Genomic DNA, 15516 nt, shown 5'->3' on the forward strand with positions numbered 1-15516 from the left:
CTCAACATGAAAAATGCCAGAGCATAACGGCTCTGGCATTTGAGTCACTCTGTTAACGAATCATCACTGATTCGGGTGACATGTCATACAGGAGTATGGGTCTGGGAAACTTTCGCTGGTGCGCCAGTCATTATTCCCATAGGTAATACGCTTTTCCGCAGGCAGTAAGCGATAGAACGTTGAGTTATCGGCGAAATCCTTAACCTCTCGATGGAAATCGGGCGAGGCAGTCTTAACCGCATCCGCACAGGGACCGTAGTAGCCTCCGATATCAATCTTCTTCTGCTTGGTAACGCCCGAGCACTCTGTGTCATCGAAGTACATTTTCTGAGAAGCCTCGCCGTGATTTGGCATCAACTTATCTTCAGAGTGACACCAGAAACAGCGCGCTTCTTCACCATGGCCAACAGGAGCGCCGTTACTGCCGTGACACGACGCGCAGTAGTAAGGTTCGCTTTGTTCCGGCAGGGTCGGAGAGTCACCGTTTAGGTGGATGTTATCCAGGCTGTGGCACTGAGCACAGTCGGCGACCTTCCAGCCAAAGTGGTTTTCATCCAAAGGAGCGACCGCTCGCTCGATGTCATAAATGGGGAACTGGCCGTCCGGGCCATAGTTTCGATGGGCCATTTCCCAGGCGTTTTCCATGTTGGCAAACCATTCGAACATTACGTATTGCTGCGGCATGACCATAGGCACCGTATCGGCCATTCGGTGCGTATTCTTACCGCCAAACAGATTGAACCAATTATCGATGCACTCCTGCGCGGCGGCCTGGTTTAAGTTGCCATCATCATCACGCAGAAACTCACACACACGTCCGAACTCCGCATCCGTTTGTACGTCTTTGGCAACTGGCCACTCCTTATTCGGGTGATAGAAGAAATCATTGCTGGTGAAGTCTTCACCGCGATACAGGGTCCACCCGTAAAAGCCGTGGGCTCGTTGCTCATCGATGGCGGTCACCGCGTAGGATCCCACATCGGCGTTGGTGGCAATGGTCGGCCAGAAAGTGACGCCAAATTTAACCCCATACTCGTCGTGAGCGGTTAGCGCGACATCCAAGACAGTAATAACCCCCTTTTGGAATACGTCCGGGCGCAAATTGTGCGGCTTCACCTCCACGTTCTGAGCCACAACCTGTGGACCGCGTCCATCGCCAAAGTCCACGCGCAATTCAGGCAGAACCACCTTATCTCCGGCGGCATGAAAACGCGCCACCTCGGCCCTTAAAGTTTGCTGACGCCGGGCAGTCATGATGCTGGACTCAGGCTGAAAGCGAATGTGCATGCCCTCTTTGACCCAAAGCTCATCCATACGATCATAAAAAGGCTCTAAGGTAGGCTGACCATTGCTTTTTTTGGCATCGCCGCCGCTGTACAACATACTCGCGTACCAGTTTTTGCTGTCCTTATAATCACCTTCATCGTCGTAATCGCCGTCATTATTGGCATCAAACGACGTGGTAAACTCATAGGTATTCATCTCCTCGTTGAATTCACCCAGGGTGACTTCGAAATCATCTCGAATGGAGGAGACATACAACACCACATCCAGCGCGGAGTAATGGCCGGGAATGAAGAGATCGCTGCGCACGGATTCGGCCGCAAAACGCTTAAGCTCGGCGGCGCTGATCTTCATGCTGTAGTCGTCAGCCCCCGCCGCAGGCCTGGCCGTCAGGCGGTTATGTTCCTTGTTGTAGGTCCCGTTTGAATTACCTCGGCCGTAAGTCAGCCGGTTAGGATCGTTCTCATCACCATGAACCCCGATGGCCGGCAAATCATTCAGATCGGCATCTTGGGTACACATCTCTGGATGCAGGTCGGAGCACGGGTACCAGTGGCCAAGGTAGACATTGATGGTCCCCTCTAATTCCGATTTCGGGGTAACGGCCACCTCTAGGCTTTCATGGACTTTATCAGTATCAGCAATCGGGCGTTGTGGATCAGAGCTTGAGTCTGAATCGGATCCACAACCGCTAAGGGCCAGTAGCGACAGTAACGCTATGGCAGCAGGCATTTTTTTTGTATTCATCATCATCTTAATTTTTTATATGGGTAGGTAATAGGTTGGCAATCGGGTTATTTCTGTTCCTCCATGATATGGGTAGAGTTCATAACCAACCGTACTGATTGGCTTTAAATACCAAATTGGCTTTATTGGTAGCACCAAGCCTTTGTTTCGCTTTTTCCAGGTGATAATCAACACCTCGACTGGTGAGATTCATCAGGTGGGATATTTCACCCGTGCTCAATCCAAGGGCAGTCAAATTAACGATAATCCGGGTCTTGTTGTTACTTCTTATCTTTCTAAAGCTCGACAGACTCAAATGCTGGCTCAACTTATTGCCATTCCCCAAAACATGAACTGCAGGATCACTTGCACTGCAGACAATGATGGCACCGACGTACTCACCATCATCAATGAGGTCAAAACACTGGAAATTAGAGTGCCGTCGGTCACGCCAAAGCAGTTCGATATGTTTTATGTGTTTGCTATCAAATTTGGAGACCACAAACATGCTTGCCAAACTTTTTAGCGACTCATCAGATACGTGATAATCAAAGAACTGATGGCGACAAATATCTTGAAACCCCACAGAAGTACCAATAACTGCAGTTTCAAACTGAAAATTCACCGATTTCAGTACAATCCAGTTCATTTTGTTCACACCTCTTCCAAGATGGGTATTGGTATTGCCGCTTTTAAACAGGCACATTACCCCTGAATCAACATCTCTAACTGCTGGGTATTTAATAGCCGTTAGATTAACGCACATCGGCAAACCAGTTCATTTCGATCCCCGAGACACCGCGTTGCAGAATTCGCAGCATGAAACGAGATAAATGTCATCGTGATAAGATCGCTGTGACGCCGGCAGCTTACTCACCAACCCCGGAGCGCCCCTCCCGTCCCCTCAGTTGGTGTTGGGCCATGGCCAAATAGGCTACACTGCCCGAAACCACGGAGACTCCATGACCGCCACCTTCACCGACATCGTTGCCCCCAAAGACGCCGGCAAGCCGTTGTACGACTTCCTACGTTCGCTGTTTCCCTATCTGGATACCGCCGTATGGCAGGCCTTTGAAGCCACCGGCTCGGTGCAGATAGATGGTCAGCTCGCCGAGGGCAATCCAGAGCTGGTGGCCGGCCAGGTGCTGGACTACCGCATCGCCAACTACGCCGAGCCGGAGGTCGATACCCAGTGGCAACTGCTGTGGGAAGGGGCCGATCTCATCGCGGTGCACAAGCCTCCGAGCCTGCCGGTCAGTCGCACCACCCGCAATATTCACAACACCCTGGTGCAGCTCGTGCGGCGACAGAGCCCCTGGAAACAGGCGCACCTGTTGCACCGGCTCGATCTGGATACCGGCGGCATCGTGCTGATGGGCAAAGATCAGCAAGCCGCCAGCCACTGGCAGCCCAAATTGGCTGAGTTAATGCAGCGTAAGATCTATCACGCGGTGGTTGAGGGCTGCCCGCCGTGGCACAGCCACGAGCTGCAATGCAAACTGAATACCTTGGCCGACAGCCCGATTCGCTGCCAGATGCACGTGGTCGCGGACCATGAAAAGGGCAAGGCCAGCCACACCCGGTTTCGAGTGCTGGGCCGGGGCCAGGACCATGCGCTGGTGGAATGCCAGTTAGTGACCGGTCGCAAACATCAGATTCGCGCCCACCTGGCTCATCTGGGCCACGCCATCGTGGGCGACAAGATTTACGCCAACGGCGGCGACTTCTACCTGAAACGGCTGGCCGATGCGGTTACCGATGCCGACCGGGCTCGCCTGGGCGCCCGCCATCATCTGCTGTTTGCCCACGAGGTGGAGTTAAAGCTATCGCAGGATGCGCCGGAGTTAGTGGTTACCAACTCGCACTACTCGGAGGATTGGCTCGAGTTTTGTCGTCGCCATCAGTTGCCGCTGGATTAGCCTCACCACAAAAAACGCCCGGCCATTAGGCCGGGCGTTTGCTTTCCGGGTGATGATGATGTCCCGGTTTCCTGCTCAGAACTTGCCGTTACCGTTCTTCCACTCGCTTTGCGGCGGAATGGCTTCGATGGTATCCCAGTGCTCGACAATCTTGCCATTCTCGACTCGGAACAGATCGTAGAACGAGGTGTGCTGGCCCCCCAGGGTGCCTTCGCTGACGGTTAACACGAAATTGCCTTCTCCCAGCACTCGATGCACCTGCTGATACTCCATGGTGATCCCCTGCTCCGCCATGGCCGCCAGCGCCGAGCCCAACCCATCCAGGCCGTCGGCGATGCCCGGGTTATGCTGCAGGTAATAGTTCGGCTCGATGTACTGAGTAATGGTGTCCATCTTGCCGCTGACCAGTACATCGTTCACAAAACCTTTCACCAACACCTTGTTGGCCTCGGTGCTGTCTAGGTCCTCGGCCTGAACCGGCCCGTCGATCATGGTACGGCCACTGGGGTTGGCGCTGTCCGGTGTCTGCTGCAGGTTGTCCCAGTGCTCCACGATCAGCCCCTGCTCAAAGCGGAAGATGTCGAAACCGATTTTCGGGCCAAAAAAGTTGTAATCGGTGTGGGCAAACACAAAGTCCCCATCCTGAAACACCCGCACCGTGTCCACTCGGGCCGATCCTTCCGGCAGGGCCTGCAACGCCGCGCCAAATCCCGCCAGGCCGTCGGCCACACCCAGGTTGTGCTGAATGTACTTATTGGGATTGATGTAGCTTACCGGCTCGGCCTCGCCGGTTTCGATGCTCTTCAGCAACGCGGTCACCTTCTCTTTGTGGGTCAAAGGTTCAGGCTGCTGATGGGAGGTATTGCTGCACCCCGCAGTGGCCAGGGACAACGCTACTACCGTGCTTGTTATTGCGGTCTTGGTCCAGCTTTTCATGGTCAAAATCCTTTCTCATTACTGACTGCGAAATCTCAATGAGGGGATTATTCCTTTATTGAAGCCGTCCCAATAGGTACATTTGACTCAAACAATGGTCAAAATCAAGCAAGGGCAGCCGATGCCATCATCCAAAGACAACGCCCTTCCTCTGCGGAACATCAATTTTAACAACCCCAGGCTCAGGGGGGTGGGGCTGGAACCGATGACGCTGTCGGAGTTAAAGCGCAAGGTGTCCGCCGACTTCATGATAAAGCCGGAACGGGTTCACCTCTATATGCTGATCCTGGTCACCGCCGGCCAGGGTCGTCACCGCATCGATTTTGAGGATTGGCCGATGGCACCCGGCACCCTGGTCTGCGTTCGTCCTGGCCAGGTTCAGCAGTGGCTCACCCGCCACCACTACGACGCCGACATCGTGCTGATCGCCCCCGACGCCCTGCCCTACCACAGTGGCCAACAGTTGCCGCAACAACTGAGCCTGCTGCGTTTCGATGAATGGCACACGCTGCTGTCGCTGTCACCTGATGACGCCGCTCAGCTCGGGGTCGAATTTACCCGGCTGCGGCACGACTTTGAACAGTTCGACGGCGACGAACTGGACGCGGCATTGATCCGCCATGAACTGATGAGCTTACTGTTGAGGGTAGCCCGACTGCAGCGGCGCCAACAACAACGGGAGCATCAGCCGGAGCGTCACAGCCTCACCTACCGGCTGTTTCGGCAGGCACTGGAGCGCCAGTTTCTGCAACAGCGTCAGGTGCAGTATTACGCTCAGAGTCTGGGCTATTCAGCAAGTACATTGAGCCGAGCCTGTCTGGCGGCAGAGGGACGGTCGGCCAAGCAGGTGATCGACCGGCGAACGGCACTGGAAGCACAGCGATTGCTGGCCCACAGCACCGCGTCGGTGGCAGAGGTGGGCCATCAGCTGGGGTTTTCGGAAACCACCAATTTCATTAAGTTCTTTCGGCGCCTGATCGGAGTTACCCCCAAGGCGTTCCGGCAGCAAAAATAACGGTACTTCTCCCAGTGGCGGCTAGAAACTGATGCTGAAGGTAACGCCGGAGTGGAGCAGGCGATCGCGCTCCTCCAACAGTTGCCGCCGTTGGGCCCAAAGCTGTTTGCGGTTCTCTTTGTCATCGTCACTGACGCCCAATCCGGCAATCTGATTATCGAGCTGCTGCAGTTGAGTATCTATCTCGGCGATTCGCTTCTCTTTCAGGTACAGGGCCCGGCCCTGATTGTAGCGCTCTACAAATTGATCGTTATGGCAAACATTATGGTAATCGTGCCCTTGCCGACCCTGCAAAAATCCATTCTCAGGCAGACAATAACTTAGCAACCCCAGCTCATAGGCCTCGGTCCAGTCCGCCACCGCGACCTGAACTCCGGCTTCCGCGCAGTCTTTCACATAGTCATCCACCCGGGTCACCCTAACGCCACTCTGGCCATCGGTCAGGCCGATGCGAGCCCAGTTGGCTTGCTGGCACTGCTGTACCGACATGGAGGCGCAGCCAGACAACAGCGCCAGCAACGCCACAACCACCAGCGCCGAGTTAGCTCGTTTTATCATTCCAGTTCTTCCTGTATTGGTGCTTACTCTCATAGATGGACAAGGCCGTACCTGACTTTATCCCAGTTGCTGACAATGACCACAGTCGCGGTGACGGCGGTAATGCTGCTGCAGGTAGGCCGCCACCTGCTGCGCCAGCGACCGATACACCGCCTCGGTAAAAGGCGTGTGCCAGCGATACTGATTCATCAGCTGATACAGATGCTCAAAACAGGTGTCATTGCGCTCTCCCAGATAGCGGCCACTCACCAGCTGACTTTCAAACTGAGTCAGGGCACCAGTCAGAAAAAACACCATCCCCTGAGCCAACAACCTGGCCTGGTCGGGACTGGCCTGCAGCTCGCCGCTGGCTTGCGCCTGCTCCACCGACTGATGAAACCAGTTCCAAAAATGGTCCACCCGTTGCCGCAGCCGAGCCACTTTGTCGGCACTGGCCAGCTTCCAGATGTGGGCGTTAACCGACACCGACCGCAGGGCGTTGAAGCTGGGGTTACGCTGCACCATCTCAAAGGTAAACAACACCGGCAGCAGCACCTTTTCCATTGCCGTCAAATCGGGGTGTTGGGTCACAAACCCCTGCAAGTGGTTGCTGGTGGCATTGCGCAGAAACAAGCACACCAGCGCGTCTTCCTTACGTTCAAAGAAACGATACAGGGTGCCGGTGGAGCAACCGACCTCCTTAGCCAGTTGAGAGAAGTTGAACGAGATGATGCCATCGGCCACCACCAGCGCCTCGGCGGCGTCCAAAATGGCGTTACAACGCTGCCGGTGTGACGCCTCTGACGGGCACTTCATGTTGCCGCTCCTTCCTGTCTGACCTTCAAGATTGCAATGGGGAAATAACTGCCACAGGGCTTGCCTTATCGCTCATTATCGGCACCTTACCGCAGCGGAAAAAAACATTCACCAGAGGGTTCACGAACAACTTTTCCCGGCCTTCGAAAACGTGACTGGCTTCACCGGCTGACGGCGAATTGGCCTCTAAGGTTGGCGCGCCACTTACCGAAGAGAGCCCCCATGCGCCCGACCCTGAGCCAGCGATCCACCCCCGCCTTAGTTGTTACGATTTTCACTCTGCTGGCCTGCACCACTGCGGTGCCGACACGGGCCGACGAGCTGACGCTCAAGGCCGGAGGCTTCATCAAGGCGGGGATGCGCTACATCGACGGCACCGTGCCCTTCACTCAGGGCTGGACCGGCAGCGGCGCGGTCTCCGAACCTGCCCAGCGGATGCAGTTCAGTGCCCAGGAGAGCCGCTTTAACCTCGGCCTGAGCCGGGAAGGCGTTCACGGCTTTGCCGAGATCGATTTTGTCGGCTCCAGCCAGGGCAACAGCGTAATTTCCAACTCCTACAGTCCGCGGTTACGTCACGCCTACTTCAGCTACGCCGGATTCACCGCCGGCCAAACCTGGTCGACCCTGGTCAACACCAGCACCTTTCCGGAAACCACTAACCTCGGTGGCCCACTGGTGGGCGAGGCCATGATCAGGCAAGGGCTGATTCGCTATCAAAGCGGTGCCTGGCAACTGGCCCTGGAAAACCCCCATACCTGGGGCACCCAGGCCACCACGCCCGACAAGGAGCCTCAATGGATCAGCACCGACAACGACCGCGTGCCGGACCTCATTGTTCGCCGAGACAGCCATGGCGACTGGGGCAACCTGTCACTGTCGGCTTTGGCCCGCTATCTGGACCCCGACGGTCTGGCCGAGGTGGCCTTGGGCGCCTCGCTGGCCGCACGGCTGCGACTGCCGGGGCAGGACGATCTTCGCCTGCAACTGCACTATGGCAACCTGGGCCGTTATGTGGGCACCGGCGCCGCTACCGACATCAGCTACGGGGAGCTGGAAACCACCACCGCCGCCATGGTGGCCTATCGTCACTTCTGGGGCGACAGCCTGCGCTCCACCGTCTTTTACGGCCGCACTCGAACCGAAGTGGCCCGCAGCGACCGGGCCCATTGGGGCATCAACCTGTTCAGCAATCTGACCCGGGAGCTGGTGGTCGGTGTTGAGGCCGGTCAATATCGAGTCATGGACAGCAGCAACCCGTGGCAGCACGCCGTTCAGGGCGACGCCGGTTACGGTCAACTGACCGCCCAGTGGTTGTTTTAGTGCAGAAACAACAACGCCCCGATGTCATCGGGGCGCTGGGTCGCAACAGAAACCGACTCGAATCAGTATTCGCGCTGAACGCTCTGCTTCCAGAACTGCTGGGACAAGTGGTGAGTCTTGCTGGACAGGCGGCTCATCTGTTCGCAGCGATCTTTGGCCTGCTCGGTCTGCTCCAGGCTGTCGGTGGACAGCTCGCTGATCACCTGAATCGCCTGGCTGATCTCACTGGCCACCGTGGTCTGCTGGCTCATGGCCGTGGCGTTTTGCTCTGACATGCTGCTGATGCGATTGATGGAGGCCCGCAGCGACTCAAACGCCGCATCGGCTTCCTCGGCCAGATTGACCGATCGCGATGCCTGGGTCTGGCCCGCTTCCATGGCAGCGGTGGCCCGACGGGTGCTGTCCTGGAACTTGGAGACGATGGTTTCAATCTGGGCCGTCGACTCACTGGTGCGGCTGGACAGTTGCCGAACCTCATCCGCCACCACCGCAAAGCCACGGCCGGATTCGCCGGCCCGGGCTGCTTCAATGGCGGCGTTCAACGCCAGCAAGTTGGTTTGCTCGGCGATGCCACGAATCACTTCCAGTACGCCGTTAATGTCACGGCTATCCTGCTCGATGGATTCCACCACCTCGGAGAAGTGGCCCACTTCGATGCTGAGCTTGTTGATGGCGTCGATCACCGTCATCAACCGTTCATGACCCAGTTCGGCGGCTTGATGGCTGGCGCCCATCTCTTCGGCGGCCTTCTGGGTGTTGTTGTTCACTTCGGCGAAGCTGGCGGTCATCTCCTCCATGGCGGTGGCCGCCTGGCTGGTCTGCTGGCTCTGACTGTCGGCCCGCTCGCGGGTTTCATTGATGGTGACGTTAAGGTTGCTGCTCTGGCCGCTAATAGAACCGGCCGAGTCCGCCATTCTACCCACCACGCCGCCGGTTTCGGTTACCAGGTAGTGCATGGCCAGATCCAGCTTACCGATCTCATCCTGACGCCCGGTGTACACCGCCCCGGCGATGGGATCGTCGATGATGCTGGTGGCGGTATCCACCAGTTTGCGCAGTGGCGACAGAATCACATAGATGCCGGCCACGCCCAGCACCGCGCCCACCACCCCGGCCATCAGCGGCGAGTAGGCCGCGCCGGCCGCGGTACCGGCAGTCACTGCCGAGGCCCACAGCATCATCTTGCCACCAAAGCCGAGCCAATCTTTGCGCATCTCTTTCGGCGTTTTACCGGCGTTGACCGCCTTGTAGATGCGGTCGGCCGACGCGACCTGCTCGGCCGTGGGCTTGCGGCGCACCGATTGCAGTTCGTGCAGCTTGCCGTCTTCATACACCGGTGCCACATAGGCATTGACCCAATAGTGATCACCACTCTTACAGCGGTTTTTCACCATCCCCATCCAGGGCTGTCCTGACTTTACGCGATCCCACAACGACTTAAACGCCACTCCAGGCATGTCCGGGTGGCGCATGATGTTGTGAGGCTGACGGTGCAACTCTTCAAACGAGTACTCCCCCACCTCGATAAACGTCTCGTTGGCGTACTTGATGTTGCCATTCAGATCCGTGGTCGACAGCAAAATGCAGTCGCGGCTCAGGGGCTTCTCTTTCTGGGTAACCGGTTGATTATCACGCATAGTTATGATGTTTTTTGGGATAAGGCGCCATTCTGGCAAACCGTTCAAGTGGGGAATATGACCCACATCAAGTTATTCATGTGTTAACGAACAACAATCTCAGAAAAGGACAAACTTCCACCCTTTCATGGTGTTAAACACATAAATACATAAAATCCCGCAGGTTAGTGACACAACCTGCGGGAATCCGCTCACACCGGCCTGACGCCGACGCGTTAATAGTCCCGCTGTACGCTTTGCTGCCAGAACTGCTGCGACAGGTTATGGGTTTTGTTGGAAAGGCGGTTCATCTGATCGCCGCGATCCTTGGCCAGTTCGGTCTGCTGCAGGCTTTCCTGAGCCAGCTCACTGATCACCTGAATCGCTTCACTGATCTCCGCCGCGACCGTGGTCTGCTGACTCATGGCCGAGGCGTTCTCCTCCGCCATGCCGCTAATGCGGTTGATGGAGGCCCGCAACGACTCAAACGCCGCATCGGCCTCTTCCGCCAGGTTAACCGAACGCGACGCCTGGCTTTGACCGGCCTGCATCGCCTCGGTGGCCCGGCGAGTGCTGTCCTGGAACTTATTCACGATCTCTTCGATCTGCGCCGTCGATTCGCTGGTGCGACTGGACAACTGCCGCACTTCGTCGGCCACCACCGCAAAGCCGCGGCCAGACTCACCGGCCCGGGCGGCTTCGATGGCCGCATTCAGCGCCAGCAAATTAGTCTGTTCGGCAATGCCACGAATCACCTCCAGCACGCCACTGATGTCGCGGCTGTCCTGTTCAATGGATTCCACCACCTCAGAGAAGTGGCCCACCTCATCACTGAGCTTATTGATGGCGTCGATCACCGTCACCAACCGCTCGTGGCCCAATTCGGCAGCCTGATGGCTGGCGCCCATCTCTTCGGCGGCGGTCTGAGTGTTGTTGTTCACTTCGGCAAAGCTGGCGGTCATCTCCTCCATGGCGGTGGCCGCCTGGCTGGTCTGCTGGCTCTGACTGTCGGCGCGCTCGCGGGTCTCATTGATGGTGCCATTCAGATCGGTACTCTGCACGCTGATGGAACCGGCGGAGTCGGCCATCCTGCCCACCACACCGCCGGTCTCGGTCACCAGGAAGTGCATCGCCAGATCGATTTTACCGATTTCATCCTGGCGATTGGTGTACACCGCCGAGGCAATGGGGTCGTCAATGATGTTGGTGGCGGTATCCACCAGCGTCCGAAACGGCGCCATCATGCTGTAGATCCCCAGCGAGGCCACCACGGCCCCAACCACACCCGCCAGCAGCGGCGAAAAGCTGGCACCGTAAGCCGTCAGCAGCACCGTCAGCAGGGTCCACGCCATCAGTCGACCGCCAAAACCGAGCCAATCTGGCTTCAGCTCCCTGGGGGTCTTACCGGCATTGACCGCCTTGTAGATGCGATCGGCCGACTTAACCTGAGCCTCGGTGGGTTTGCGCCGCACCGACTGGTACTCGTGCAGCACGCCATCTTCATAGACCGGGGCAATGTAGGCATTGACCCAGTAATAGTCGCCATTCTTGCAACGGTTTTTGACCAGCCCCATCCACGGCTGACCGGTTTTCACCGTTGACCACATCGACTCGAACGCCACCGGCGGCATATCCGGGTGACGGACAATGTTGTGAGGCTGGCGATGCAGCTCCTCAAACGAGAAACCACAAATGCTAGTGAAATCCTCATTCGCGTATTTTATGTTGCCCTCCAGATCCGTGGTCGACAGCAGGATGGAATCGATGCTGAGCGTCTTCTCGGTCTGGGTCACGGGTTGATTGTTGCGCATGGGATACTTGTTCGAGTGTAGGGTGTCAGTATTTTGACAAAAGCGGCGATTCCTAAACATGACAGCCGTCAAAGTTGCACCTGTGAATCTAAACGCAACTTGCTAAAATTTAGAGCGAAATCACAAGAATGGTCACAAAATCTTCTGGGCTTATGCTGACCGCGTCCGCCGGTTCATGACCCAGTCTCAAAACACAGCGGCACGCCCGTGGCGTGCCGCTAGAATTCAACCGTCCTCCAGTCTCGATCAGCTGGTCGGGCGCACACCCAGAGCGTGGCAGATGGCGTAGCTCAACTCGGCCCGGTTGAGGGTGTAGAAGTGAAACTCCTTGACCCCTTCCTTGGCCAACACCTTGGCCATCTCGATGGCGACGTTGGCCCCCACCAGCTTGCGGGTGGCCGGGTCTTCATCCAGGCCATCAAACATGTGGTGCAGCCAATTGGGCACATGCACCTTGGCAAACTCAGAGAACTTCAGTAACTGACGGTAGTTGGTGACCGGCAGAATCCCGGGCACGATCTCCACATCGATGTTGGCCGCGGCGCAGCGGTCGCGAAATCTCAGGTAGGCCTCGATGTCGAAGAAGAACTGAGTGATCGCCCGAGTGGCGCCGGCATCGACCTTGCGCTTGAGGTTGATGAGATCCGCCTGAGCATTGCGAGCTTCCGGGTGCACTTCCGGGTAGGCCGCCACCGAAATCTCGAAATCGTGCTCCTGCTTCAGCAGTGACACCAGATCGGAAGCAAACCGGTCTGGCCGACCTTGCCCTTCCGGAAGATCGCCGCGCAAGGCGACGATGTGGCGCACCCCCTGCTGCCAATACTGCCGAGCCAGAACACGCAACTCCTCGTCGCTGGCATCCACCAGTGTCAGGTGCGGAGCCGCCACCAGATCGGTCTCGGTGTGAATCTTCTCAATCACCTTGTGAGTGCGATCCCGCACCCCGGAATTGGCGCCGTAGGTGACCGACACGAAGCGGGGTTTGAGGGGCTGCAGCCGCTCGATGGACTGCCACAGTGTCTGTTCCATGGATTCCGATGACGGTGGAAAGAACTCGAATGAAACCTGAATGTCCTTAAGATGGCTGAGACGCTCGTTCAAGGCTTCTAACTGCTGTGCGTGATGAAATCCCATGGTACTGCTCCTTTGAAACGTGCGTTACTCAGTGCAACAGACGCCGACAAATGGCGACGAAGTCGGACTGTACGGCGGCGGCGGTCACTTCCCGTCCGGCCCCCGGCCCCTGAATCACTAGCCCATTGGGGTAGTGCTTACTCAAAAACAAAAACTGATTGTCCCCGGCCGGCAGAGTGGCAAAGGGGTGGTCGGGTTCGACCCGCTCCAGACCGACCCGGGCCTGAACCCGGTCAGCATCGATCACCAGGCTGGCGGCATAGCGCAGCGCCTTGCCCTCGGCCCGAGCCTGCTGCGCCGCCGAGGCCATGGCCTCATCCAGCTCGCCGATGCGCTGCAAAAATTCATTCAGCGGTACATCCACCAGGTTCGCCGGTACCAGCGATTCCAGCTCGATCTGCTCGAGCTCCAGGGTTAACCCCAATTCGCGAGCCAATATCAACAACTTACGCTGCATATCCCGGCCAGACAAATCGTCCCTGGGATCCGGTTCGGTCAGGCCGTCGGCCTTAGCCTGCAACACCAACTCAGAGAACGAATCCTGGCGGTCAAAGTGGTCGAACAGCCAGCTCAGGGTGCCGGAAAACACACCGGAGACGCCGTTGATGGCATCGCCACTGCGCTTAAGGTCGTCGATGCTGTAGAACACCGGCAGGCCGGCCCCCACCGAGGCGTTGTATCGCCAGTAGCGGTGGCAATTAGACAGCTGTCGCTGCAACTCCTGATAGAAGGCATTCGGACCACTGCCCGCCTGTTTGTTGGCACTGACCACGTGCAGGCCGGCCTCGACAATGGCCGGGTAATTCAGCCCCAAGGAGGCACTGGCGGTAATGTCCAACAGCACCACCTCATCCAGATTCAGGTCGGCGGCCTGCGACAACCACTCCAGCTTGTTGAACGGCCGGGCATGCTGGTCATACGCCTGCTGCCATTGCCGTGGACACAGGCCATTCTCGTCAATCAGGTAGTGTTCGGAACCGACGATCCCCACCAGCCTCAATTCCGCTTCCAGTTCGTCATTCAGGCCCAACTGCTGGCGGGCAAACAGATCCAGCCAGGCGCTGCCGATATTGCCTTTACCGGCCAGCACGATACCGATGCGCTTACGTGGCCCGGCACAGCGGCGGTGCACCGAGGCCACCAAGGCGTTGACTTGTGATTGTGGCACCAGGCTGACCAGCGCCTGAGGATGGCGGAAACACGGCAATGCGCGTCGCCCCAACAGGCGGGAAAACGCCCCCGCCAACCGCGCCGGATGTTGGCTCACGACCCCCACCAGGCCATAACTGTCATCCCTGCTCGGCTGACTCAACCCCAGTGAGGCCGCCTGAGTAAGCAGGGCTTCGCCCAGGCTGCGGGATTGCTCCGACGTCAGCGCCAACGACAACGACTGCGGGTAACTGGCCAGAGGCGTAATCCCCTGTTGAGCCAACCACCCCAGCAAACGGCCAAAGTCCGTGGCCTCTCCCTGCCACTGATGCAGCGCCACCTGGTTCAGGCTGGTGACCACCGGCTCGGTTTGCTCGCTGCCCGACGGCAGGATGCGGGTATAGTCGGCGTCCGGGGTAAAACTGGACCGAACATTGAGGGTCAGGTTCACCTGCCGCAGCGGCTGCAAGCTTCGACAGTGCAACACTGGCGACCCCAGCTTGGCCAGTTGATCGGCCTCGTCGAGACTGAGGCTGGATTGCAAGCGGGCGTCGGTCAGCACGTTGGGGTCGGCATTATAGATGCCGGCGACATCGGTCCAGATGGTCACCTCGGCCACCTCCGCCAGCGCGGCAATCAAAGTGGCGCTGTAATCGGAACCGTTGCGCCCCAACAACCGGGTGCGGCCGCCGCCATCACTGCCGTAATAGCCGGTGATCACCAGCCGCTGATTGGGGCGCTCGGCCAGACAGCGGTGCAACCGCTGTGCCGACCCCGCCCAATCCGGCTGTGGCTGTACCCCGGCGTGCAGAATCAGGAAATCACGGGCATCCAGTGCCGTGGCGGGTGCCCCCTGCTGACACAACAACGCCGCCAGCAACCGCGCTGACCACAACTCACCAAAAGCCTGAACCTCGGCACCGTCGACGCCCTGACTTTGCAGCAACTGCTGCAACTGCCGCTGATCCGCGTCCAAGGCCGCTGCCAGGCCGGCGCCCTGCTCACCGAGCAGGGCCTGCACCAGTTGCTGCTGGAAGCCGATCACCGCCTCCAGCTCCGGCTGCCAGGCCAGATCGCTGCTGGCCAGAGCCACCAGTTTCAACAGCGCGTTAGTGGTCTTACCCGCCGCCGACACCACCACCAGATCGCCACACTGGCCCTGGGTTTGAATGACGTGGGCCACTCGCCGATAGCACTCGGCATCGGCCAGGCTGGATCCCCCGAATTTATGAAGCTGCTTACCGCTCACTCTG

12 protein-coding genes are annotated in these 15516 nt (G+C 57.9%); 3 read left to right on the forward strand and 9 right to left on the reverse strand.

Annotated elements, in window-relative coordinates:
* Window positions 1–63: 63 nt before the first annotated feature.
* Both J8Z22_RS20410 and J8Z22_RS20415 read right to left on the reverse strand, forming a co-directional pair.
* Window positions 64–2037, reverse strand: coding sequence for a hypothetical protein (locus J8Z22_RS20410; protein WP_252007885.1), 1974 nt, complete (start codon window positions 2035–2037; stop codon window positions 64–66).
* A 73-nt stretch (window positions 2038–2110) separates the two neighbouring features.
* A complete protein-coding gene (locus J8Z22_RS20415) occupies window positions 2111–2659 on the reverse strand; it encodes a LuxR C-terminal-related transcriptional regulator (protein ID WP_169629184.1) in 549 nt (182 codons plus the stop codon).
* Window positions 2660–2972: 313 nt separating this feature from the next.
* Between J8Z22_RS20415 and J8Z22_RS20420 the strand changes: the two genes are divergently transcribed.
* Window positions 2973–3929: an RluA family pseudouridine synthase gene (locus tag J8Z22_RS20420; protein WP_252007888.1), complete on the forward strand. Its 957-nt coding sequence runs from the start codon at window positions 2973–2975 to the stop codon at window positions 3927–3929.
* 75 nt (window positions 3930–4004) lie between these two features.
* Here the strand turns inward: J8Z22_RS20420 and J8Z22_RS20425 are convergent, their stop codons facing one another.
* A complete protein-coding gene (locus J8Z22_RS20425; RefSeq protein ID WP_252007890.1) occupies window positions 4005–4865 on the reverse strand; it encodes a nuclear transport factor 2 family protein in 861 nt (286 codons plus the stop codon).
* Between the two features lie 121 nt (window positions 4866–4986).
* On the opposite strand from J8Z22_RS20425, the gene J8Z22_RS20430 reads away from it, so the two are divergent.
* Window positions 4987–5880 (forward strand): AraC family transcriptional regulator, encoded by an 894-nt coding sequence (locus J8Z22_RS20430; RefSeq protein WP_252007892.1) that lies wholly within the window; start codon window positions 4987–4989, stop codon window positions 5878–5880.
* 21 nt (window positions 5881–5901) lie between these two features.
* Here the strand turns inward: J8Z22_RS20430 and J8Z22_RS20435 are convergent, their stop codons facing one another.
* Both J8Z22_RS20435 and J8Z22_RS20440 read right to left on the reverse strand, forming a co-directional pair.
* On the reverse strand, window positions 5902–6438 hold the full coding sequence (locus J8Z22_RS20435) for a DUF2799 domain-containing protein (RefSeq protein ID WP_028111418.1): 537 nt from the start codon (window positions 6436–6438) through the stop codon (window positions 5902–5904).
* Window positions 6439–6495: 57 nt separating this feature from the next.
* Window positions 6496–7233, reverse strand: coding sequence for a TetR/AcrR family transcriptional regulator (locus tag J8Z22_RS20440; RefSeq protein ID WP_252007894.1), 738 nt, complete (start codon window positions 7231–7233; stop codon window positions 6496–6498).
* Between the two features lie 222 nt (window positions 7234–7455).
* On the opposite strand from J8Z22_RS20440, the gene J8Z22_RS20445 reads away from it, so the two are divergent.
* On the forward strand, window positions 7456–8553 hold the full coding sequence (locus tag J8Z22_RS20445) for a porin (RefSeq protein ID WP_252007897.1): 1098 nt from the start codon (window positions 7456–7458) through the stop codon (window positions 8551–8553).
* Window positions 8554–8615: 62 nt separating this feature from the next.
* Here J8Z22_RS20445 and J8Z22_RS20450 read toward each other — a convergent pair whose 3' ends face one another.
* The 4 genes from J8Z22_RS20450 to metL form a co-directional block, all read right to left on the reverse strand.
* Window positions 8616–10190, reverse strand: a complete 1575-nt coding sequence (locus tag J8Z22_RS20450; protein ID WP_252007898.1) for a PAS domain-containing methyl-accepting chemotaxis protein — start codon at window positions 10188–10190, stop codon at window positions 8616–8618.
* A 215-nt stretch (window positions 10191–10405) separates the two neighbouring features.
* Entirely contained in the window at window positions 10406–11980 is a 1575-nt protein-coding gene (locus tag J8Z22_RS20455) for a PAS domain-containing methyl-accepting chemotaxis protein (protein WP_252007901.1), read from the reverse strand.
* A gap of 246 nt (window positions 11981–12226) precedes the next feature.
* Window positions 12227–13114, reverse strand: coding sequence for a methylenetetrahydrofolate reductase (gene metF, locus J8Z22_RS20460; RefSeq protein ID WP_252007904.1), 888 nt, complete (start codon window positions 13112–13114; stop codon window positions 12227–12229).
* 28 nt (window positions 13115–13142) lie between these two features.
* The gene (gene metL / locus J8Z22_RS20465; RefSeq protein ID WP_252007907.1) at window positions 13143–15512 is read right to left on the reverse strand and encodes a bifunctional aspartate kinase/homoserine dehydrogenase II; all 2370 of its coding nucleotides are present in this window, start codon (window positions 15510–15512) and stop codon (window positions 13143–13145) included.
* Window positions 15513–15516 lie beyond the last annotated feature (4 nt).

Source organism: Ferrimonas sp. SCSIO 43195, from assembly GCF_023716685.1.
Lineage (GTDB): Bacteria > Pseudomonadota > Gammaproteobacteria > Enterobacterales > Shewanellaceae > Ferrimonas > Ferrimonas kyonanensis.

What these genes read in the sequence shown, in the direction of transcription:
- J8Z22_RS20430 (WP_252007892.1), top strand. Translation starts at nt 4,987, where the DNA reads ATGCCATCATCCAAAGACAACGCCCTTCCTCTGCGGAACATCAATTTT.
- J8Z22_RS20445 (WP_252007897.1), top strand. Translation starts at nt 7,456, where the DNA reads ATGCGCCCGACCCTGAGCCAGCGATCCACCCCCGCCTTAGTTGTTACG.
- J8Z22_RS20415 (WP_169629184.1), bottom strand. Translation starts at nt 2,659, where the DNA reads ATGAACTGGATTGTACTGAAATCGGTGAATTTTCAGTTTGAAACTGCA.
- J8Z22_RS20410 (WP_252007885.1), bottom strand. Translation starts at nt 2,037, where the DNA reads ATGATGATGAATACAAAAAAAATGCCTGCTGCCATAGCGTTACTGTCG.
- metF (WP_252007904.1), bottom strand. Translation starts at nt 13,114, where the DNA reads ATGGGATTTCATCACGCACAGCAGTTAGAAGCCTTGAACGAGCGTCTC.
- J8Z22_RS20455 (WP_252007901.1), bottom strand. Translation starts at nt 11,980, where the DNA reads ATGCGCAACAATCAACCCGTGACCCAGACCGAGAAGACGCTCAGCATC.
- J8Z22_RS20450 (WP_252007898.1), bottom strand. Translation starts at nt 10,190, where the DNA reads ATGCGTGATAATCAACCGGTTACCCAGAAAGAGAAGCCCCTGAGCCGC.
- J8Z22_RS20435 (WP_028111418.1), bottom strand. Translation starts at nt 6,438, where the DNA reads ATGATAAAACGAGCTAACTCGGCGCTGGTGGTTGTGGCGTTGCTGGCG.
- J8Z22_RS20425 (WP_252007890.1), bottom strand. Translation starts at nt 4,865, where the DNA reads ATGAAAAGCTGGACCAAGACCGCAATAACAAGCACGGTAGTAGCGTTG.
- J8Z22_RS20440 (WP_252007894.1), bottom strand. Translation starts at nt 7,233, where the DNA reads ATGAAGTGCCCGTCAGAGGCGTCACACCGGCAGCGTTGTAACGCCATT.
- J8Z22_RS20420 (WP_252007888.1), top strand. Translation starts at nt 2,973, where the DNA reads ATGACCGCCACCTTCACCGACATCGTTGCCCCCAAAGACGCCGGCAAG.